General features: G+C 54.7%; 16 protein-coding genes. 5 read left to right on the forward strand and 11 right to left on the reverse strand.

Features of this window, described 5'->3' with window-relative positions:
• Positions 1-2: 2 nt before the first annotated feature.
• The 3 genes from modB to ACWAU0_RS03935 form a co-directional block, all read right to left on the reverse strand.
• Positions 3-689, reverse strand: a complete 687-nt coding sequence (modB, locus tag ACWAU0_RS03925) for a molybdate ABC transporter permease subunit (RefSeq protein ID WP_458138366.1) — start codon at positions 687-689, stop codon at positions 3-5.
• Positions 690-985: 296 nt separating this feature from the next.
• The gene (locus ACWAU0_RS03930) at positions 986-1300 is read right to left on the reverse strand and encodes a hypothetical protein (protein ID WP_033156012.1); all 315 of its coding nucleotides are present in this window, start codon (positions 1298-1300) and stop codon (positions 986-988) included.
• Positions 1301-1749: 449 nt separating this feature from the next.
• The gene (locus ACWAU0_RS03935; protein WP_458138367.1) at positions 1750-2631 is read right to left on the reverse strand and encodes a LysR family transcriptional regulator; all 882 of its coding nucleotides are present in this window, start codon (positions 2629-2631) and stop codon (positions 1750-1752) included.
• Positions 2632-2819: 188 nt separating this feature from the next.
• Between ACWAU0_RS03935 and ACWAU0_RS03940 the strand changes: the two genes are divergently transcribed.
• From ACWAU0_RS03940 to ACWAU0_RS03960, 5 genes are read left to right on the forward strand one after another with little or no spacing between them, the layout of a single operon-like run.
• On the forward strand, positions 2820-4412 hold the full coding sequence (locus ACWAU0_RS03940; protein WP_458138368.1) for an NADH-quinone oxidoreductase subunit L: 1593 nt from the start codon (positions 2820-2822) through the stop codon (positions 4410-4412).
• Positions 4409-6991, forward strand: coding sequence for a YbcC family protein (locus ACWAU0_RS03945; protein WP_458138369.1), 2583 nt, complete (start codon positions 4409-4411; stop codon positions 6989-6991). Before ACWAU0_RS03940 ends, ACWAU0_RS03945 begins: the two co-directional genes overlap by 4 nt.
• 1 nt (position 6992) lies before the next feature.
• Positions 6993-7928: a sulfate adenylyltransferase subunit CysD gene (gene cysD, locus ACWAU0_RS03950; protein ID WP_458138370.1), complete on the forward strand. Its 936-nt coding sequence runs from the start codon at positions 6993-6995 to the stop codon at positions 7926-7928.
• Positions 7928-9250 carry a sulfate adenylyltransferase subunit CysN gene (gene cysN, locus ACWAU0_RS03955; protein ID WP_458138371.1) on the forward strand — a complete coding sequence of 441 codons (1323 nt, stop codon included), beginning with the start codon at positions 7928-7930 and terminating at the stop codon, positions 9248-9250. The genes cysD and cysN overlap by 1 nt, the downstream gene beginning before the upstream one ends.
• Positions 9251-9282: 32 nt before the next feature.
• Positions 9283-9918 carry a MarC family protein gene (locus ACWAU0_RS03960; RefSeq protein ID WP_458138372.1) on the forward strand — a complete coding sequence of 212 codons (636 nt, stop codon included), beginning with the start codon at positions 9283-9285 and terminating at the stop codon, positions 9916-9918.
• A gap of 644 nt (positions 9919-10562) precedes the next feature.
• Here ACWAU0_RS03960 and ACWAU0_RS03965 read toward each other — a convergent pair.
• The 8 genes from ACWAU0_RS03965 to groES all read right to left on the reverse strand — a co-directional run bounded on the left by ACWAU0_RS03965 (position 10563) and on the right by groES (position 21038).
• Complete coding sequence (locus ACWAU0_RS03965) at positions 10563-11789, reverse strand: PepSY-associated TM helix domain-containing protein (RefSeq protein WP_458138373.1); 1227 nt, start codon at positions 11787-11789, stop codon at positions 10563-10565.
• 326 nt (positions 11790-12115) lie between these two features.
• A complete protein-coding gene (locus ACWAU0_RS03970) occupies positions 12116-14575 on the reverse strand; it encodes a TonB-dependent siderophore receptor (protein WP_458138374.1) in 2460 nt (819 codons plus the stop codon).
• Positions 14576-14679: 104 nt separating this feature from the next.
• The gene (locus ACWAU0_RS03975; RefSeq protein ID WP_458138375.1) at positions 14680-15654 is read right to left on the reverse strand and encodes a FecR family protein; all 975 of its coding nucleotides are present in this window, start codon (positions 15652-15654) and stop codon (positions 14680-14682) included.
• A 58-nt stretch (positions 15655-15712) separates the two neighbouring features.
• Entirely contained in the window at positions 15713-16228 is a 516-nt protein-coding gene (locus ACWAU0_RS03980) for an RNA polymerase sigma factor (RefSeq protein WP_415879846.1), read from the reverse strand.
• 284 nt (positions 16229-16512) lie between these two features.
• Positions 16513-18003: a glucose-6-phosphate dehydrogenase gene (zwf, locus tag ACWAU0_RS03985; RefSeq protein ID WP_033156158.1), complete on the reverse strand. Its 1491-nt coding sequence runs from the start codon at positions 18001-18003 to the stop codon at positions 16513-16515.
• A 127-nt stretch (positions 18004-18130) separates the two neighbouring features.
• Complete coding sequence (locus ACWAU0_RS03990; protein WP_033156009.1) at positions 18131-18877, reverse strand: response regulator; 747 nt, start codon at positions 18875-18877, stop codon at positions 18131-18133.
• A 176-nt stretch (positions 18878-19053) separates the two neighbouring features.
• Entirely contained in the window at positions 19054-20694 is a 1641-nt protein-coding gene (gene groL, locus ACWAU0_RS03995; protein WP_033156008.1) for a chaperonin GroEL, read from the reverse strand.
• 56 nt (positions 20695-20750) lie between these two features.
• Positions 20751-21038, reverse strand: a complete 288-nt coding sequence (gene groES / locus ACWAU0_RS04000) for a co-chaperone GroES (RefSeq protein ID WP_020484651.1) — start codon at positions 21036-21038, stop codon at positions 20751-20753.
• Positions 21039-21055 lie beyond the last annotated feature (17 nt).

Genomic DNA, 21055 nt, shown 5'->3' on the forward strand with positions numbered 1-21055 from the left:
AATCATTTCAAGGATTGCGTCAGCGTTTGGGTTTGTTGGCTGCTGTACAACAGCAGTAACACCAAGAAAGAAAAGATCAGCAAGCCGCCGGCCAGCCAATGTGCCTGGCCGTATTCCAAGGCTTCGACATGATTGTAAATTTGCACGGATACCACGCGGGTCTTGTCGGGAATATTGCCGCCGACCATCAATACCACGCCGAATTCGCCGACGGTATGGGTAAAACCCAGCACCCCGGCAGTTAAAAATCCCGGCTTCGCCAATGGCAGCGCCACGCTGAAAAACCGATCCAGCGGTCCGGCTCCCAAAGTTGCGGCGGCTTCCAATGGCGCATCGCCCATTGCCACGAAGGCGTTCTGCAAAGGCTGCACCACAAACGGCAACGAATACAACACCGACGCCACCACCAAACCACCAAAGCTGAACGGTAAAGTGCCGATACCCAGCGATTGGGTAAATTTTCCCACCAGCCCGGCCGGCCCCATCAACACCAATAAGTAAAAACCCAATACCGTCGGCGGCAATACCAGCGGCAATGCCACCACGCTATTGATGACGCCTTTCCAGCGCGAGCGGCTGCGCGCCAACTTCCAGGCCAGCGGCGTGCCCAATAATAGCAAGAGTAAGGTAGCCAGACTGGCCACGCGAAAGGTCAAAAACAAGGTATCGAGATCGGCGGCGTTTAGCATGCAGGCTTGGTCTGAGTGACGGAAAAATCGCTACTAGGCGACACATCTGCCGTCTATTTTCGCTAATCGGACGGGTAGAACGCCAGCAAAATACGCATTGGCTTTTAGAAAAACTGCTGGTATGACGGGTATCGGCAACATAGGCGCTGCTTGGTCAGCGCCTGGCCTGATTCTCAATCAAGCCCTATTGATCAAGGCTATGCCGTTTGGGCTGAGCTTGTCGAAGTCCAGGCTGGTGCGTCCTTCGACAGGCTCAGTACCCTCAGGAACATCAAGGCGACCTTAACAACCAGGGCTTACTTTCCAATAATCTGCAAACGGTTTTCCAGCTTGGCCGCCACCAAGGCATCGTAATGCCGTTGCAGCATCGAATCGGTTGGCCGCGGAAACAAGGTTGCCTCAATCTCGCTTTGCAATTGCGTCAAAAAATGCCGCTTGAGGACCGAATCCTCGGGCAGTCCCGGCGCTGAACCACTGACATCGCCCGCTGCTTTGCTAGCGCCGCTGGATTTAACGGACTTTGCATAAGCCGACAGCATGCAACCCAAGGGCGCGAATGCGCAGGCCGCCACAATCAACATAATCAAACCGACCCATATCACTTCACTCATCTCATCACCTTAATGACATTGCCAAAAAATCGGCGACAGGCTTTGGCACGCACCTGACGCCCTCTTGAAAATCCCAATGGTTTTCAATTGACCCGCAGCAATATCAATGCCATGGAACACCACGCCCGCAAGCCTTGAAACTCAAGGACTTTCAGGGATGTGTCACAGTTTGCATGTATTGTTTTGAGACAGTGATACGACAAGATTGCAACATTCGGAAAACAATGTCAGCGATACAAATGCAGACGTCTTCATGGGAGCGATGCCTTTGCCAGTCACTAGACTTAGTACCCAGGCAAAACATTCCGCTAATAGATTGATGGTTTGCTTCCGGACTTCATGCATTGCCAAAATGCCTCGGCAAATTGGCATGCAAACCCGCTACGCATGTCCATTCTGCATCATGCCTTGCTGCTTGTTGTTGAAACCTGATCAACCTCCGAAACCCTTCATTCAGATGCGTTGGCCAGTAAATCCTTGACTAAAGCATTCGGGAAACGCCGGCTCGGCGTGATGGCATAAAAACGCTCGCGAATATCCGCGATACGGTAGCGCTCCACCAACAGGCCTTGGCGTAATTCATCCAGCACAACCACCGGCGGTACCAGAGTCAAATGTCCCGATTCGCGCGCCAGCAAGCGCAGCATCGCCATGTCATCGACTTCGGCCACCACAATTGGCCTCACGCCGGCTTGTTCCAGCAAGAAGTCGAACGCGGCCCTGATTTCGCTTTCAATGCTCGGTAACAGCAGTGGTCTGCCATGCAGATCCTGCGGAAATTGAAACGGCAGATTGTCGACGCAGGGTTTACCGATCAGGCTGACCGGCTGTTCGTCCAATAGATGGCAATGCCAATTGGTTTGCGCATCGCGTGGTACCGGCCGGTTGGATAACACCAGATCGATGGTATGGGTGTGCATTTGCGCCAGTAATTCGCGCAGGCTGCCGGAATGCAACACCAGTTCGACATCGCTGCGCTGGACCAAGGAGCGGACCAACTCCAGTTGAAAATTACGCGACAGCGTAGACACCGCACCAATCCGCAATAACTGCCGTTCGCCCGCCGAACGGCCATGCATCAAGCTGATCAATTCATCCCCAGCTCGAAAAATGGCGTTGGCATAATCCAAGGCAATCCGCCCGGCTTCGGTTAATTGCAGGCGTTTGCCCTCACGCTCGAACAACTTTTGCCCAAATGACTCTTCGAGCTGACGCAATTGAATACTCAGCGCCGACTGCGACACATGAAGCCTTTCAGCCGCCCGCGTCAGATTGTTTTCGTTGGCGATCATCCAGAAATAGCGCAGATGGTGATAGTTCAGCGCGGCCATTTATACATTAATAAAAAAGAACGTTTAGATTAAATACATATATTGGATGAATTAATAGCCGATTGCTAGCATGACCTTACTCTTAACACTTCGGAGATTCTCATGAACCTCACTATCCGCGGGGCAATCTTAGGTATCGAACAACGTGACAGCAACGCTACATTGTTAATTAGACAGGAGTTGCTGCCATGACATGGTTGATCAGTTACTTGGCGATTTCGACTCCGCTGCTGTTGTTTCTATCCGGCACTCCGTCCTCCGCCTGGGCTACGCGCCACCCGCAGCAAATGGGCAAACTGTGCGGCGCTTTATCTATCGTGGCGGTACTGACAGCCGGGCTTTCCTGCATCGGCATATTTTCTCAGGCCTCATTGCCGGCTAGTGTCGCAGATAACGGCTTATACATCGACAGACTCTCGGCCATGATGCTGATGCTGGTGGCTTTCATCGGGGCCGTGGTCATCCGCTATTCACGTCGTTACCTGGATGGCGATCCCAGCCAGGGCAGGTTTTTCAAGTGGCTCGCCTGGACTATCGCGGCAGTGATGACCTTAGTAATCGCCGGCCATTTCATACTCTTTGTGCTGGCCTGGATTCTCACCAGTCTGTGTTTGCACAAATTGTTATTGTTTTATCCGGAACGCCAGGGCGCTCGTATCGCCGCGCGCAAGAAGTTTATCTTCAGCCGCCTAGGCGATGGCGCGCTGATTTTGGCAGGGGTTTGGCTGTATCAAGTCTTCGGTACGCTTGAATTCAAGGAATTGTTCGCCCTTGCAGACAAACCGGTTGCGGACACCGGCTTATTGAACGCCGCAGCCTTCGCGCTGGTGATTGGCGCTGTCATCAAATCGGCGCAATTTCCATTTCACAGTTGGCTACCGGAGGTGATGGAAACGCCAACGCCGGTATCAGCGCTGATGCACGCCGGCATCATCAACGCCGGCGGGTTTCTGGTGATCCGTATGAGCCACATACTGGTTCAGGCTCCGGCCGCGCTGCACTTGTTGGCAGTCATCGGCACCATTACCGCGCTTTTTGGCTCATTGGTGATGCTGACCCAAACCAGTATCAAAAAATCGCTGGCCTTTTCAACCGTCGGCCAGATGGGTTTCATGATTTTGCAATGTGGGCTCGGCGCATTTTCTTCTGCGATGCTGCATATCGTCGCCCACGCCTTGTACAAAGCACACGCCTTTTTATCCAGCGGCAGCGTGGTGGACATTGCTCGCGCGGCCTGGGCTCCGCCGATTCGCGACAGTCGCCATCCAGGCGAACTGTTGCTGGCGTTCATCGCGGCCTTGGGCTTGACCGTTGGCAGTGCCGGCTTGTTCGATCTGACATTTAGGGAAGAGCCGGGCATTGTAATGTTGGGTGCCATCTTGCAAATGGCCTTGACCTACTTGTTGTGGAATGCCGTGGCCCATCAAACCGGTCCAGCGCAAATCGGCAAAGCCCTGCTGATTGCCGCCGGGGTTAGCCTTTTGTATTTCGCCCTGCAAACCGGCTTCTTGCATTTACTGCGCGCAGACATTGCTGACCAGATGCCGATAGACAGCCTGTTCGATAGTGTTTTGCTGATCATCGTACTGGCGGGCTTTTTCACGATTTTGATGTTACAGATTCAGTACCCCGGCCCGGCGGCTGCCCAGGTTTGGCAAGCAGCCTACGTGCATATCTACAACGGCTTTTACATCAGTGCTCTGGCCAACCGCATGATCCATCGGTATGGGTCCAAGCTCGTCAGTCTTAGCCATCGTCACTCTGGAGGAATGCCGCAATGAACTCAGCCGTATTGTCATTTAAAACCACCCACCCATTCGACGGCACCGAGACAGGCGTCCGCGCTGATAGCCGGGATACCTGGCAGACCCCAGGCATACTGGCAGCCATAGAGCGTGCCTGCGACCGCATCGCTCCGGTATGGCCGTTGCAACAATTCGTGGCGGTCAACCCCTTTCTTGGCCTGAGCGAGCGGTCTTTTGGCGACGCTTGCACCTTTAGCGCGCGGATGGGTCAAGGCGAGATGCTGATGCCGGCGAGTTTCTATGCCGAACACTATCGTTCGGGCCGCATTGAAGAGTCCGATGTCAGGCAGGCACTACAACTTGCCGGCAGCAGTATGTCGCTAGAACAATGCCTGTCCCTATTGCATGAAGCGTCGGGCCAGGATTTCGGGTTGACCGGCAAGCGCTGGCAGACCTTGGCGGAGCATCTGGACGCCATGCGTGGTAGCCAGTGGTCGGTATTGATTACCGAGGAAATATCCAAATGGTGCGCGGCCTACTTCGATCAAGGACAATCCGCATGGCGCATGCCCTGGCGGGGGCTGCCGCTGTATGCGGCCTGGCGCCGCGCTGCGGCCTTTGATCGCACGCCGGAATTAGCCGGCCTGTCGGCGTTTCGTCAGACGATAAACGCCTTGCCTGAAGAGCCCATTGAGGCGATTACGCAGATACTCACTGAAATGGGTTTGCCCAGCGCCCGACTCGATGATGCCTGTCATCGGCAGTTGCTAACGGTGGCCGGCTGGAGTTCTTGGGTGTGTTACAAACATTGGCAAACCAGCCCCGAGAAAAACCAGGATGCCTTGCGGCAACTACTGGCCATACGGCTCAGCTATGACTATGCGCTCATTTCGGCGGTGGCAAGCCGGCAAGATGTCGAGACATGGCGAGGCCATTGGCAAGACGCGCCGTTGACAGATACCGATACCGGCGTAGCGCTTGAAGTACGGCATATTATGCAGTCGGCCTACGAATTGGCAACGCAACGCCCCTTGTTCGAAAAACTCGCGTCGGCGCTGGCCTCAACAGGCCCTTGGCAAGCCCAGCGTAAAAACCTGCAGGCAGTGTTTTGTATCGACGTGCGTTCCGAAATTTATCGGCGCGCTCTGGAAATGCAATCTCATACTATCGAAACCCTTGGTTTTGCCGGTTTCTTCGGTTTCCCCATCGAATACATCGCTCTTGGGCACCATCATGGTCAGCCGCAATGTCCGGTTTTGCTGAAGCCTAGATTCCGGATTCGGGAAAGTGTAACCGATGCCGATGTCGGCGAACTGCGCGGCATCCTGGAAAAGCGCTGGCTGCGCAAGCGCTTGAATAGACTTTGGAAGGGCTTTAAAAATTCCGCGGTGTCGTGTTTCTCTTACGTGGAAATTTCCGGTCTGAGCTTCGCCGGCAAATTGCTAAGCGACAGCCTGGGTTTGACCCGGCCGGTAGTGAAACCGGGTATCGCCGGTCTGGACAAAGCCATCGTCCACCGCATCGGCCCGGTCATTACCCGCCAGCGCGGCCGTCTGATTGCCAAGGGGTCAGTAGTCGAAACCGGTATCGCCCTTGGCGATCGCATCGAACTGGCGCGCAAAGCGCTGCAGGGCATGAGCCTGACAGGCGGTTTTGCCCGGCTGGTGTTGTTATGCGGCCACGGCAGCACCACCGTCAACAATCCTTACGCTGCCGGCCTGGATTGCGGCGCATGCGGAGGACACAGCGGCGAAGCCAACGCCAGGGTGGCGGCGGCGGTGTTGAATGATCGCGAGGTCCGCGCCGGCTTGGCTGCGCAGGGACTGACTATCCCGAAAGACACCTGGTTTGTCGCCGGTTTGCACGATACGACCACGGATGAGGTGCGGCTGTTCGACCTTGAGCAAATCCCGCATTGCTTCGGCGAAGACCTGTTGCTATTACAGCGCTGGCTGAATCAGGCTTCACAACTCACTCGCCAGGAGCGCGCGCCGGGTTTGGGATTACCCCGCCACGATGCCGCTGCGCTAATGAAAGCCGTGACTCAACGCAGCCGCGATTGGTCGCAGATTCGTCCGGAATGGGGTCTGGCGGGGAATATGGCTTTTATTGCCGCACCCAGACAACGCACGTATCACTTTGAATTCGACGGTCGGGTATTTCTACACAACTACGATTACCGGCAAGACTCGGATACTGCGATTTTGAGTCTGATCATGAGCGCGCCAATGGTGGTGGCCAGCTGGATTAATCTGCAGTACTACGCTTCGACCGTGGATAACTGCCGCTTCGGCAGCGGTAACAAGGCTTTGCATAACGTGGTCGGCACCATCGGCATTCTCGAAGGCAACGGCGGCGATTTGCGCACCGGCTTGCCTTGGCAATCGCTACATGACGGCAAAACCCTGCGCCACGAGCCGGTGCGTTTGACCGTGGTCATCGAGGCACCCGCCGAGATGATCGAGCAAGTATTGGCAAACCACGCCGAGGTTCGGCAATTGGTAGACAACCACTGGTTACACCTGACGCGCATCGATCCGTTGGACAACCGCTGCTATCGCTATCTACAGCCGCAGCACTGGCTAGCCGTCACCGATTCTGGCAAGGAGAGCTAATATGAACGAGCAAGTAAACACACCCGTCAACCAGACACACGTAGCGGCGGACCACCTGGACTTACTGGAAGCCGAGGCGCTGTTCATCCTCCGCGAGGTGATTGCTGAATGTCGCCATCCGGTGTTGTTGTTTTCCGGCGGCAAGGATTCGGCGGTGTTGTTACATCTGGCCTACAAGGCGTTTCATCCCGAGCGCATTGGCTGCGCGCTGCTGCACATCGATACCGGTCATAACTATGACGAAGTAATTGCCTATCGCGACCGGATGGCGGAACGCTACGCTTGCCAGTTGCACGTGCGCAGCGTCGAAGACTCGATCCGCAAAGGCTCCGTGCGTTTGCGGCATGCGTTGGAATCGCGCAATGCCTATCAATCGGTGACTTTGATGGAAGCAATCGCCGAATTTGGTTTCGATGCCTGTCTGGGCGGAGCCCGACGTGACGAAGAGAAAGCGCGGGCCAAGGAGCGTATCGTCAGCGTGCGCGACGAGTTCGGTCAATGGGAACCCAAAAATCAGCGCCCTGAGCTCTGGTCTTTGTACAACACCCGCGTCGCACTGGGCGACCATCTAAGGGTATTCCCGATTTCAAATTGGACCGAACTCGATGTCTGGCAATACATCCAGCGCGAAGACATCGAACTGCCGGCGCTTTACTTCGCCCATCCGCGTGAAGTGGTGAGACGCGGCGACATTCTGGTGCCGGTAACGCATCTGACACCGGCCCAGGCCGGCGATACCGTGGAAACCATCAGCTGCCGTTTCCGCACGGTCGGCGATATTTCCTGCACCGCGCCGGTGGCATCGTCAGCCGGTAACGTAGCCGACATCATCGCCGAAACCGCCCAATGCCTGCTGACCGAACGCGGCGCGACCCGCCTGGACGACCGCGCTTCCGAAGCGGCCATGGAACAACGTAAAAAAGAGGGGTATTTCTGATGAACGCACCTAGCTATGTGACACTTGAAAGCCAATTTGACGAGACCGAGCAACCCGCTAATTCCGGCCTGCTGCGCTTTATCACCGCCGGCAGCGTCGATGATGGCAAGAGCACGCTGATTGGTCGCTTGTTGTACGACACCGGCAACGTCGCCGCGGATCAATTGGCGGCGATTCAAGCCACTTCGCAAAAGCGCGGGCTGGCGGCCATCGATTGGTCGCTGTTGACCGATGGTCTGATCGCTGAGCGGGAACAAGGCATTACGATTGATGTGGCCTACCGCTATTTCGCCACATCGCGGCGTAAATTCATCATCGGCGATGCACCCGGCCACGAGCAATATACCCGCAACATGGTCACAGCCGCCTCCAGCGCCGACTCGGCGATTTTGTTGGTCGACGCCAGGAAAGGCGTCACCACCCAGACCCGCCGCCACGCCTATCTGGCACATTTACTCGGTATCCGCGAGTTAGTGCTGGCAGTGAACAAAATGGATTTGGTGGATTGGCAACCTGCGGTATATCAAGGCATCGTGGATGCGTTCAACGCCTTCGTCAGCGCCTTGGGTCGTCATCACGTGCAAGCCATTCCGCTATCGGCATTAAACGGTACCAATGTGGCGACGCGCGCGGAGGCGATTCCTTGGTATAACGGCTCCAGTTTGCTGGAATATTTGGAAGCCGTCCCGGCCCGACGCGATGCCGAACAGGACCCGCTAAGACTGCCGGTGCAGCGGGTGGTGCGGGTAATGCTGGGCAATGCCGCCAACGGTGCGAGCGACACGGAGTTTCGCGGTTATCAAGGCACACTGGCTTCTGGACAGCTGCAAATGGGCGATGAAGTGGCGGTGTGGCCGAGCGGCCAGCGGGCGCGTGTCACACGTTTGAATGTGGCCGAACAGGCATTGGCCGTGGCCAGCGCAGACCGTGCAGTGGTGGTGTCGCTGGATAGTGAAATTGATATTTCGCGCGGCGATATGCTGTCCAGCCCCGTGCAGCGGCCGCAGGTCGTCAAGACACTTACCGCCGATATTTGCTGGTTGTCCGAGCAACCCCTGCAAGCACGCGGTAAGTACCTGATTAAACATACCACCCGCACCGTGAATGCGTTTTTCGAGGAGCTGAGTTACCGGGTTGACGTCAACACACTGCAGCACCAGGCCACGCCGGAAACGGCAGTCATGAACGACATCCTGCGGGTCAAACTGAAATTGCAACAGCCACTGTTAGTCGATGCGTATGTCGATAACCGCACCACCGGCAGTTTCATCGTAATCGATCCGCTGTCTTTGCACACGGTAGCGGCTGGCGTGATTATTTAACGCGATAGGGTCTGCGAACAGGAATCGCCCGAATGAATTGGAACGAATATATGCAATTGCTGGCCGGCTTGATTTCGGTAGTCAATCCGATCAGTGCCATGCCGATTTTTCTGTCGTTGACGGCGACCAAATCAGGGGGGCAACGCCGGCAGACAGCCATGACCACCGCATTTGCCGTGGCGATGGTGTTGTTCACTTCGCTGTTGGCCGGCGAACCTATCCTGAATTTCTTTGGCATCGGCTTGCCGGCCTTTCGAGTCGCGGGGGGACTGTTGCTGCTGTTGATGGGCATATCGATGTTGCGGGTCAGCGATGATCGTTCTCGGCACACGCCGGAAGAAGACGCCGAATCGCACGAAAAATCCTCGGTCGCGGTGGTGCCCTTGGCGATTCCGTTGTTGGCGGGGCCTGGCGCCATCAGCACCACCATCGTCTACGCCCATCGCGATTTGTCCTTGGCGCATTATTTGTTGTTCAGCGGCGTGATTGTATCGGTCAGTGTCATCGTGCTGCTAATACTGCTGCTGGCACCACGCATCATCGCCGTGATGGGCCAAACCGGCATGAACGTGGTGACGCGAGTGATGGGCTTGTTACTGACCTCGACCGCCGTCGAATTTATCGCCGACGGCTTGACTGAGCTATTTCCTGTTTTGGCGGGAGGCTAAGGATGCCGCTAAAAATAAGGTCCCGAAGCGTCTTACCCGCCAAACCGTTCCTGCTCGACTTGCATGGATACAAGCGCAATTGCCGAAAGCTCAGGCTAAGCGTGAACGGTTGGGGCGAAGGATGGCCGGATTTTCCCTCACATCCTTCGACAGGCTATCTCAGGGCGAACAGTTTTTAAGGGCCGGGTAGAGAGCGTAGGTTAGGGTGTACCCTTCGGGCATGAAACCATAGCCCACCACACGACAAGCGCAAAACCACCCTCCAACTGTCGGCAACGGAACATCAAAGTTACCGACAATTTGAAGGCCAAAAATGTTGGGGTTCGTTACCTCACCCTAACCTACGCGGGCTGGCAAGTAAATCGAAATCGGTGATTGCACGCATGCAAACAAAGCCGGAAATGAAACGTCTTATGCCAAGGCAATTTTTAAGCCTCTAACTTCGTAAAACAGTGGCATTAAGGGATTGCGATCAGTTGACGGCAAAAATCCTGGACGCATAGCGGCAAAGTGCGGCATATGACACACCTTTAAACTCGTGCTTCCAGCTTCAATTCACGACTCACACAGCAGAAAATTCATATACCAAGCATCGGTCCGCCATTACGCCCTAGTGGTTATCAGCAGCTAAAAACCAGTCGGTTTCAACACTTGCGTCTTTGCTGGGCGGTGGCTTTTTGCAGCCAGCGAATCACCCCGGTCACGAACAACACAGGGCAAGCCAAGCCGGTGATAAACACCAAAATCCGTCCGGTCATGCCGAAGGCCTGGCCGGAATGCAGCGGCCACTGCCAATGAGTAAAGATTTCGCCGGCTGTGGCGGTCGGCAGGCTGGGGTCGTCCAGATCCAGAATCTTGCCGGTGTAACGGTCGATCACCGTGCAACGGCGTTGCAAAATACTGCCGGGCGCATCGACGCCGTCCTGGCACACCGTATAGGTTTTAGTGGGTTCGCTGGCGCCGTAAATCCAATGCGGCCGGCCTTGCGGATACTGCTTAAAGGCAATCGCCACCGCCTGATCCATACCGATGGCCGGAGCATTTGGATAAGGCGGTTGGGATTGAAACCAGTAGCGGTAAGTCACCGGTGAGAACAGTTCCAGCACCGGCACCACGTTGTGCGGCAGCACCATGTAAATCCCCGAAAACAATACCGGCAGCATGACCAACAAGGTGTAAAAGCCGCTGGTTTTATGCAGGTCGTAATTGAAGCGTACTTTGCCGGCCTTGGCCTTGAAGGTTAATGCGTTGCGCCAATGTCCGGTCAACGGCCACCAGACGATTATTCCGGTTAAAGTAGATATGATCAGCAAGGCTCCCGAGACACCGACGATGACGGCGCTGATGTCCTCGGACGGAATCAACAAGGCGTAGTGCAACTCGAACACGCAATCGATGAAGGTTGCCGGCAACCAATCGCCGGAGCGGGTCAGCAACATTTTTCCGGTGACTTGCGCCGTATACGGGTTGACGCCAACGATCCAGCGTTCGTTTTCGGTATCGGTGGTTGGAAATTGGTAACGCAGTTTGAAAGCGGCGTTACCGTTGCGCGGGTACACCGAAAATACATGTTTGGCGTCAGGCGGCATGACGGTTTTGCCGGCGGCGAAGATGTCCGCCAGCGGCCGGTATTGTTCATCCTGCGGACGTTCAACTGTCAGTAAGCCCGGATGCAGCCATTCGTCTATCTCGGCGTAGAACACCAAAAAACTACCGGTGATGCCGTAAATCGACAGCAACAAGCCCAAGCTCAAACCCAGCCACAAATGCACGTCCAGCCAGCGTTTTCGGCGGGCTTTCAGACGGGACAAAGCCGAATTTTGCGGAGTCGCCGGAATGGTCGAGCGCGATGGTTGAGGGACGGCAGTCATGGCGATAGTAAAACGGTCAGGTAAAGGGTGCGAAAAATATGCGAGGTAAAAACCGCCGCCTTATGAAAAATCCGATTGAGTCCATCGGCTTAGTCCGATGCATGCGGAAACCGGAAAAATCAAAAAGCGGCGATTCCCAAATATGACGTTTTGGCCCCGGAAAGCCCCAGTTACTTTTCGCTGGGAAGAATTTGGAAGCCATGCCGTAAAGTGCTATTTCTGGGCGTGGGCCGGGGCAGCGCGATAGCGCTTAAACCGGCAACCTCAAGCCAACATGTCGGGTTACGGCTAACGCCTAACCCGACCTACGTGACCCTTAGAACGGTCTAATACTCCAGCTTGATTGAGCCCATGACCGCCAACGGCTCGGCGGGCAGATTGGTCCGCCGTGAGCGCAGCACATAATACTCGGCATCGTTGACGTTGTTGATGTTGACCTGGGTGGTCAAATTCATGCCGCCCAGTTTGCGCTTGTAGGCCGCCATCAGATCCAAACGCGCGTAGGATCTGTCGAAATAGCTGTTTGCCGCATCGCCGTAACGGCGTCCGGAAACGTAGACCCCGGCACCGACACTAAAACCTTTCAGCATGTCGCCGTCGAAGTCATACTTCAACCAAGCGCTGCCTTGATGGTTGGGCGCAAAGGGCATACGGTTGCCGATGTTGGCTGGTGTCCCCGTGTCGTCGATGACCTTGGCGTTGGTGTAAGCGTAGGTGCCGATGACACTCAAGCCCTCGTACAGCTGACCTTGTACGTCCAGTTCGACGCCTTTACTGCTGCCCTTAACCGGCACTTGCGCATAGATCACATCGCTGTTGGGATCTTGGAAAAATTGGGTTCTTTCCAGGTCGAAGTAAGCTACGCTGGCGTTGAATTTGCCGTCGAAAAATTGAGTTTTCACGCCGCCCTCGAACTGGGTGGCATCGAATAGATCGTACAACTTGGCGCCGCCGTTGTCGTAATCGTTAGCCGGACCGAACGATTCGGTGAAACTGCCAAACAACGACAGCCAGTTGACCGGCTGGTAAACGATGCCGACCCTGGGGCTGACCACATCGTCGTTACGCGCGTCCTTGCCGTCCGGCGCCCACCTGCTCAGGTCTTGCATCCTATCCACCCAGTCATAGCGGAAGCCGCCCATAATGTGCAGCTTGTCCCAAAGCGTCATTTGATCCTGAAAGTAAATGGCCTTTGAGGTGTTCTCGGTAGCGATGACGTCGTTGTAAGACGCACTCCGGATTCGGCTTACCTGAGCGTCGGTAACGGCCGCAATATTCGGGTTAAAGATGTTGATCGTGTCGACGCCGCCGCTGGCAACCTCGTATTTCAATTGACTGTTGTAGTACTCGCCGCCGAGCAACAGTTTATGCTTGATGCCGTAGGTTTCGAAGTCGAACGTGCCGTTTACCCAGGCGGTCAGTGACTCGGCGTTTTCCGGGCTAAACCAGTAATTGCGCGACACGTTGCCGAAGGCGTTGCCGGGGGTTTCGTTGACGCGGCCGGTATAGAAACCCTGCCAATACTTTTGATACTGCGACGACACCACGCCGGCGTTTAGCTTAATCCGGTCGTTGACGCGGTGGTCGATTCTGAAATCGACCAAATTGTTGGTCGTGGAATTTCTTAAATCCGAACGGCCGACGAAGGTTCTGGAAATGGGAATTCTGGCCAATTGGTTGCCGACCGCGGGCACACCGTAGTCATAGGCGTTGTTCTCGTCGAAATACTCGTAAGACAAGGTGAACTTGGTGTCCGCCGTGGCTTCCCAACTCAGGGTGGGCGCGAAAAAGATCCGGTCATTACCCATGTATTGGCGGAACGAACCGGTATCCAGGTACGACATGTCCAACCGGTAATTCAGGCCGGCTTCCTTGCTGACCGGTCCGGTAGCGCTTGCTTCGGTACGGTAGAAATCGTAGGAGCCGAAGCGTTGTTCCAGCGAATAGTAGGGCGTCGAGCTGGGCTGCTTGGTCACGGTACTGATCAAGCCGCCGGGATCGCCGAAGCCGAACAGCATGGCCGATGCGCCTTTAATCACTTCCACGCGCTCGACGTTGGCCAGATCGAATTTAGTAAACGGTATGCGGATGCCGTTGCGATAGTTGACGGTGCTTTGCAGAAAACCACGCATCACAAATTGTTCGTGGTCGCCGCCATACGAATGGTAAGACTGCACACCGCTGACGTTCTTGATCGCATCCTGTAAGCGATAGGACTGTTGGTCGTGCAGCACCGCCTTGTTGACGACTTGAATGGAGGCGGGCGTCTCCATGATGGGTGTGTCGGTTTTGGTCGCCAGCGCCGTGTTGGTGCGGGTATAACTCAAGTTGTAGGGATCATCGGAGTTGAGATCGGTTTTGCCAACGACCGTCACAGCCGGCATCGTTGCAGCCGATTGCGGCTCCAACTCGGCCGTATTTTGCAGCGTGACGGTGTTACCGCTACTGAATCGATAACTAATCCCCGACCCGGACAGTAAGCGTTTCAACGCGCCTTCCAGCGAATACTGTCCGCTGACGCCTTGCGAGTCGATACCCTTGACCAACTCCGAGTTGTAAACAAACTGCACGCCGGACTGTTCGGCCAGCGCACTGAGTGCGGAATACAAAGGCTGCGCAACAATGTTGTAGGTGCGACTTTCGCTAGTGGCGCTGGGGCTTTCGGCCTGAGCCGTCGGCAGCGTCGCAGCACTTATCAAGCTCAGACAAAGCGGCAATGCACCGATGGTCGATGAGCCTTTAGTTTGAGCTGTTCGCGTCCGGCTTGGGTTTCCGGTTTTTCTCATGATGTGTCCTCAGTTTGAGTGGGTTTTAGCTGAGAACGATTGGCGGCTGGCTGAGCCGTACTAAAGGATGTGTGACAAATTGTCGCAGGCAGCAAAGCGGGCCATCAGGACTGCAAAAACACCAGCGGCCCGGCATGGATGACTTTAACCGGCAAGGTCTGTTGCAGGGCTTCCAGCCAGGCATCGATTTGCTGGATGTCGACGGCGATGTTGACTTCCCGCTCCGCCAGCCTGTCGTCCAATAAACGGATTTGGCTGCGCCGGTAGCGGTTGATTTCGGCGATAACCTGTTTTAACGGTACGAAATTCATCAACAAGCGGCCACGGCGCCAGGCGTCGGCGTTGCTTAATTCGACTGCTTGCGGCACGCCCAACATCTTGGTATTGAAGCTTAGTTGTTGGCCGGGTTGCAGCGTGGCGCTATCGGCTTGCGCACCGTGCGCGGACGGCCGGCTACTGCGGACTTTGCCTTGCAATAGCGTAACCGCGCCGGCTTGGCCGTCGTAACGGACGATGAAGCGGGTGCCCAACGCTTCTGTGGACGTAGCACCGGATACGACCCGAAACGGCTTGTGCTCGTCATGCGCCACGTCAAATTCAGCCTCGCCGCGCAGCAATTCAATGCGCCGCTCATTGGCATTGATTGACACATCGATAGCGGTATCGGTATTCAGATGGGCGATGCTACCGTCGGCCAGCGTAATTGAGGTCCGCTCGCCGATCCGGGTACGGTAGTCTGCCAGCGGATGTTGCAAGTAATCCGGATAAAAACTACTCATCACGCTCAGCAGCAGCGAAGCGGCCGCAGCCAAACCCAATCCGCGCTTTAGCCTGCGCCCTTGCCGCTGCCTGGTCGCCAGCGCGCGACGGCGTTGTCGATCAGCGAGCAGCGGCCGCGGCAGGTGTTGCCAAAGGGTCTCGACATCACGATAGGCTTGCTCGTGTTCGGGGGTTTGCGACCGCCAGTTTTCGAACTCAGCCAATACCGTGTCATCGGCAGCACCGGACTTTAGGCGCACGAGCCAGGCAACGGCTTGTTGCCGCAGGACTTCTCGGTGAGTTGAAGAAGTTTCGTTCATTACGGTGTTGTTTGAAGCGGGATATTTACTATAACGATCCAAGGCGCTTAAATCCACACTAAGCGCATTGGCTATCAACAGCCTGCCGGCAGTGTAGCAACGCTTTTGCCAGCTGTTTTTCCACCCAACTGGTCGAGATTTTCAGTTGCTTGGCAATCTCAATATGGCTTAAGCCCTCGATACGGCTTAAATATAAAATCTCGGCGCATTGATCAGGCAAATCGGCCAATGCCAGCTGAATGTGCTGCAATTGATCTTGCGCTTCCGCCGTTCGTTCCGGCGCTGCCGAAGCGTCGATGTCGGTTTCGTCGCCCAGATATTGATCAAGCAGTTCACAACGGCGTTTTTGCGTGCGCAGATGATCGAGAGATAGATTGGATGCCACTTTAAACAGCCAGGCCTGGACTTCGATCTCACTGGCGGGAGGTGGCTTCAGCAGCGTCAATCTCAAAAAAATGTCTTGAATCAGATCGGCCGCAGTGTCGTCGCACCGAATGCGCTGCTGCAAAAAACGCTGGATTTGCGGGCGGGTACTTAAAAAAATTCGGTAAATATCGTGGTCTGAAAATGCCATGCGCGAAGCCAGGCCATGCTGGAGTTAATCGTGGCATTTGGTCCAGCAAAGTTTACGCCATGACGGAACTCAAAGACTTAACCGCCTGAAAATATGAGATTTTCGTTCGTTCGAAAAAATCAGAGCTTTGTTAGCATTCATAAAACTGTGTGAAATGCCGCAGCTATCTCGGCATTTCACACAGCTTTGTTTTCCGTTAGCCCGAAACACTTAATCCGAAAACGGAATAAGTTTGGCGCTACCGCATCATGACACATTGTTAACAGAAACCGAGGGAGTCGCAGTTATGACTGACACTCCGGCATCAAGGAACTGCGCCAGTACTGGTCTTCCTTCTCGAACAAGCGGCGGCTTTCTTCCGGCCCCCAGGAACCAGCCGGATAGGTGGCGATGTAGTCCCGCTCGGTGACCCAATTTTGCAAAATCGGATCGACGATGCGCCAGGCGTATTCCACTTCGTCGAAACGCAAAAATAATGAACGGTCGCCTTTCATCACATCCAACAACAAATCTTCGTAGGCATCCACGCGGCGTTCGTCGGGATTGCGAAAGCTGGCGTCCAGGCTGGTGGTGCGGGTACGCATTTCTAAGCCCGGCTCCTTGACGGTCATTTCGATGCGGATGCATTCTTCCGGCTGAATCCCCAGCAATATCCAGTTCGGCGTCATGCACTGCACATGGGTATCCCGGAAAAACTGAAACGGCGGGTGGCGAAAGCAGATCGAAATCGAGGATTGGCCCTTGGCCATACGCTTGCCGGTGCGCAGATAAAACGGCACGCCGCGCCAGCGCCAGTTATCGATCAACAATTTCATTGCCGCATAGGTTTCGGTACTGCTGTCAGCGGGAATATTGGCTTCCTCCAGGTAACCGCCCACTTTTTGACCTTCGATATTGCCGCGGGCATATTGGCCGCGAAAGGCATGCGCATGCACAGCCGATTTCGGGATCGGCCGAATGGACTTCAGCACTTTGACTTTTTCGTCGCGCAGCGATTCGGCATCCATGGACACCGGCGGCTCCATCGCCACCAAGGTCAAAAGCTGTAACAGGTGACTTTGCAGCATGTCGCGCATGGCCCCGGCGCTGTCGTAATACTCGCCGCGGCTGCCAATGCCCAGCTCTTCGGAGTGGGTGATCTGCACATGGTCGATGTAATTGCGATTCCACAAGGGCTCCAGCATGACGTTGGCGAAACGAAACACCAAGACGTTCTGCACCATGCCCTTACCCAGATAATGGTCGATGCGGTAAATCTGGTCTTCGCTTAAATAGCGGCTCAGACGTTTTTGCAAGGCCTGTGCACTCTCCAGATCGTAACCAAATGGCTTTTCGATCACGACTCGTCGCCAGCCGTATTCTTCGTTCAGCAGCTCCACTTGGCTCAAAGACTCGATGACGTTGCCGAAATCGCTGGGACCGATGGCCAGATAGAAGGCCATATTGCGGGAAAATCGCGGCTGAGCGTTTAGCGTTTCCGCCAGAGTTTTATAGCATTCCGGTTGATCGAGATCGCCGCGATGATAATCCAGCCGTTCGCTAAACCGATTGAATACGGCCTCGTCCAGCGGCGTATTGGCCTGCTCAAGTAGCAAGGCCTTCACTTCGGCCAGCCAGGTTGCTCTATCCCAGGGACGGCGGCCCACCGCCAGGATACGTGTGCCTTCCGGCAGTTTTTTTTCCAATTCCAGATGATAGAAGCCCGGCATGAGCTTCAAGCGCGCCAAATTGCCGGTAGCACCGAAAATGACGTAAGTGCAGGGGTCTGTATTCATAAAAGCCACCTTGTCTTTACTTTGCAATATAGGGTGCAGTTTGCATCATTTGCGCGGGCGCGTCGAACGCCAAAGCGCCGCAGCCGATAAAAGCGGCCAAATTAGAGCCACGCGAGTGTCACCTTGGTCATAATATGGCGTCATCGTCACCGAGACATTTCAGAACTTGATCCTGGTTATCCAACAGCCGAATCAGCTTAATTTTCATTTTATTAAAGCGCTGTTGCGCCAACTCTGCGTCGGCTTGTGCCAACGCTTTTTGCAAGTTCTCGACGACCGCCAGGCAGTCGGCAAAATCGTAAAAACAAAAGGTACCATGCAGTTTATGGTTCAACTCCCAAGCCTGTTGCAGCAAGCGATTGTCCACAGCCCGCTCGATCTCAAGTATCAACCCCGGCAACTGGTCAAATAATTTGGCCATTAGGATTTGGCTCAACTGCCTGTTATCCTGGGCTTTACGCAAAAGTTGCCCGGCATAATACTCGGCATTCACTGGCTCGTGTTGCCGCCAACGCACCAATAGTTGTTCCAATTGATAAAGGCGGACCGGCTTGACCAGACATTCGTTAAACCCGGCTGCAATTGCCCGTTCCTGCTGCTGATTTTGCGCGTGAGCCGTGACGGCGACTGCCGGCGTTTGCCGATTGTAGTTTTCGGTGCCGCGCAAATTGGCGGCGACATCGAAACCACTCAAAAACGGCATGTTCACATCCAGAAAGATGAAGTCGTAGCGGCGTTCTTGCAACAATTGCCAGGCCTCCCGCCCGTCTTTTGCCGAGGTGATATTGGTCGTCCAGTATTCCAACTGTTCGCGTAACAACCATAGATTGATTTCATTGTCGTCGGCGATCAGAATCGAAAAATCGTTGGTCATGGTTAATAGCTTCGAGCTGTGAATAATTTGCTGATGCCGTTATCGAATGTTTCGCGGCAAAAATCAATCTATAGTGCGGCAAACCATCGTAAACCGTTCCACACCCAAAGCGCCAGGCAATAAAAAACCCCGGCACCTTGCGGCAACCGGGGTTTTCAGGCCAAGGCCGAAGGCGATTACATCATGCCGCCCATACCGCCCATGCCGCCCATATCAGGCATTGCAGGGGCTTTGCTGTCGGATGGTGCATCGGCAATCATCACTTCGGTGGTGATCATCAGGCCAGCAACCGATGCGGCGTTTTGCAAGGCAGAACGGGTCACTTTCGCAGGGTCCAAAATACCCATGGCGATCATGTCGCCGTATTCGCCGGTAGCAGCGTTGTAACCGAAGTTACCGGTGCCTTTTTTCACTTCATTCAGAACCACAGACGCTTCATCACCGGCGTTGCTGACGATTTGACGCAAAGGCTCTTCCATAGCACGGCGCAGGATGCTGATACCTACATCTTGGTCGTGGTTGATGCCTTTCAGGCCGTCCAGGGCAGACAGTGCACGGATCAGCGCGGTACCGCCACCGGCAACCACACCCTCTTCAACCGCGGCGCGAGTTGAATGCAGCGCGTCTTCAACGCGGGCTTTCTTCTCTTTCATTTCCACTTCGGTCGCAGCGCCGACTTTGATCACCGCGACACCGCCAGCCAGTTTGGCCAGACGCTCTTGCAATTTCTCACGGTCGTAATCGGAAGTCGCATCATCAGCTTGAGCGCGAATTTGCGCGACGCGGCCTTTGATTTGATCTTCGTTGCCGGCACCGTCGATGATGGTGGTGTTTTCTTTGTTGATTTGGACACGTTTGGCAGTACCCAATTGGCTGATGTCGGCTTTTTCCAAAGACAGACCTACTTCTTCAGAAATGACTACACCGCCGGTCAACACCGCGATGTCTTCCAGCATGGCTTTACGACGGTCACCAAAACCAGGCGCTTTAACGGCAGCCACTTTAACGATACCGCGCATGTTGTTGACAACCAGCGTTGCCAAGGCTTCGCCTTCAACGTCTTCCGCGATGATCAACAAAGAACGGCCGGATTTAGCCACGCCTTCCAAAATAGGCAACATTTCGCGAATGTTGGAGATTTTTTTGTCATACAACAGCACGAAAGGATCGTCCAATTCGACGCTCATGCTTTCTTGTTTGTTGATGAAGTATGGAGACAAATAGCCGCGGTCGAATTGCATACCTTCTACAACGTCCAGCTCGTTGTTCAGGCCGGTGCCTTCTTCAACGGTGATGACGCCTTCTTTACCGACTTTTTCCATCGCTTCGGCAATGATCGCACCGACTGATTCGTCGGAGTTAGCCGAGATGGTACCTACTTGCGCGATCGCTTTGCTGTCGCTGCAAGGCGTAGCCGCTTTTTCGATCGCCGCAACCGCTGTGGTGACTGCCAAATCAATGCCGCGTTTCAGGTCCATTGGGTTCATGCCCGCTGCGACTGATTTCAAACCTTCGTTAACGATGGCTTGCGCCAGAACGGTCGCAGTCGTAGTACCGTCGCCAGCTACGTCAGAAGTTTTTGAAGCCACTTCTTTGACCATTTGCGCGCCCATGTTTTCGAATTTGTCTTTCAATTCGATTTCTTTGGCTACCGATACACCGTCTTTGGTGATGGTTGGAGCGCCGAAGCTTTTATCCAATACAGCGTTGCGGCCTTTTGGACCCAAAGTCACTTTTACTGCATTTGCCAGAACGTTAACGCCTGCCACCATCAGTGCACGCGCGTCGCCACCAAATTTTACGTCTTTTGCTGCCATTTCTTATTCCTGAGATATTGGTTAAATTGAAAAAGAGTGTGTCGAACGAGTTGGGCTTAACCCAAAACACCCATGATGTCTTCTTCGCGCATGACGATGTATTGCTCGCCATCGACTTTAACTTCGGTGCCGGAATATTTGCCGAACAACACGCGGTCGCCAACTTTAACTTCCAGGGCACGTACTTGGCCGTTGTCTAACGGTTTACCTGAACCTACTGCCAACACTTCGCCTTCGCTAGGTTTTTCAGCAGCTGAACCCGGCAACACGATGCCGCCTGCGGTTTTGGTTTCTTCCTCAACACGTTTTACGACAATACGGTCATGTAACGGACGAATTTTCATCAATGTCTCCTTAATGT

This window comes from Methylomonas sp. Uni0009, assembly GCF_054188105.3.

Coding starts and splice junctions, on each gene's coding strand:
- modB (WP_458138366.1), bottom strand. CDS start 689: ATGCTAAACGCCGCCGATCTCGATACCTTGTTTTTGACCTTTCGCGTG.
- ACWAU0_RS03930 (WP_033156012.1), bottom strand. CDS start 1,300: ATGAGTGAAGTGATATGGGTCGGTTTGATTATGTTGATTGTGGCGGCC.
- ACWAU0_RS03935 (WP_458138367.1), bottom strand. CDS start 2,631: ATGGCCGCGCTGAACTATCACCATCTGCGCTATTTCTGGATGATCGCC.
- ACWAU0_RS03940 (WP_458138368.1), top strand. CDS start 2,820: ATGACATGGTTGATCAGTTACTTGGCGATTTCGACTCCGCTGCTGTTG.
- ACWAU0_RS03945 (WP_458138369.1), top strand. CDS start 4,409: ATGAACTCAGCCGTATTGTCATTTAAAACCACCCACCCATTCGACGGC.
- cysD (WP_458138370.1), top strand. CDS start 6,993: ATGAACGAGCAAGTAAACACACCCGTCAACCAGACACACGTAGCGGCG.
- cysN (WP_458138371.1), top strand. CDS start 7,928: ATGAACGCACCTAGCTATGTGACACTTGAAAGCCAATTTGACGAGACC.
- ACWAU0_RS03960 (WP_458138372.1), top strand. CDS start 9,283: ATGAATTGGAACGAATATATGCAATTGCTGGCCGGCTTGATTTCGGTA.
- ACWAU0_RS03965 (WP_458138373.1), bottom strand. CDS start 11,789: ATGACTGCCGTCCCTCAACCATCGCGCTCGACCATTCCGGCGACTCCG.
- ACWAU0_RS03970 (WP_458138374.1), bottom strand. CDS start 14,575: ATGAGAAAAACCGGAAACCCAAGCCGGACGCGAACAGCTCAAACTAAA.
- ACWAU0_RS03975 (WP_458138375.1), bottom strand. CDS start 15,654: ATGAACGAAACTTCTTCAACTCACCGAGAAGTCCTGCGGCAACAAGCC.
- ACWAU0_RS03980 (WP_415879846.1), bottom strand. CDS start 16,228: ATGGCATTTTCAGACCACGATATTTACCGAATTTTTTTAAGTACCCGC.
- zwf (WP_033156158.1), bottom strand. CDS start 18,003: ATGAATACAGACCCCTGCACTTACGTCATTTTCGGTGCTACCGGCAAT.
- ACWAU0_RS03990 (WP_033156009.1), bottom strand. CDS start 18,877: ATGACCAACGATTTTTCGATTCTGATCGCCGACGACAATGAAATCAAT.
- groL (WP_033156008.1), bottom strand. CDS start 20,694: ATGGCAGCAAAAGACGTAAAATTTGGTGGCGACGCGCGTGCACTGATG.
- groES (WP_020484651.1), bottom strand. CDS start 21,038: ATGAAAATTCGTCCGTTACATGACCGTATTGTCGTAAAACGTGTTGAG.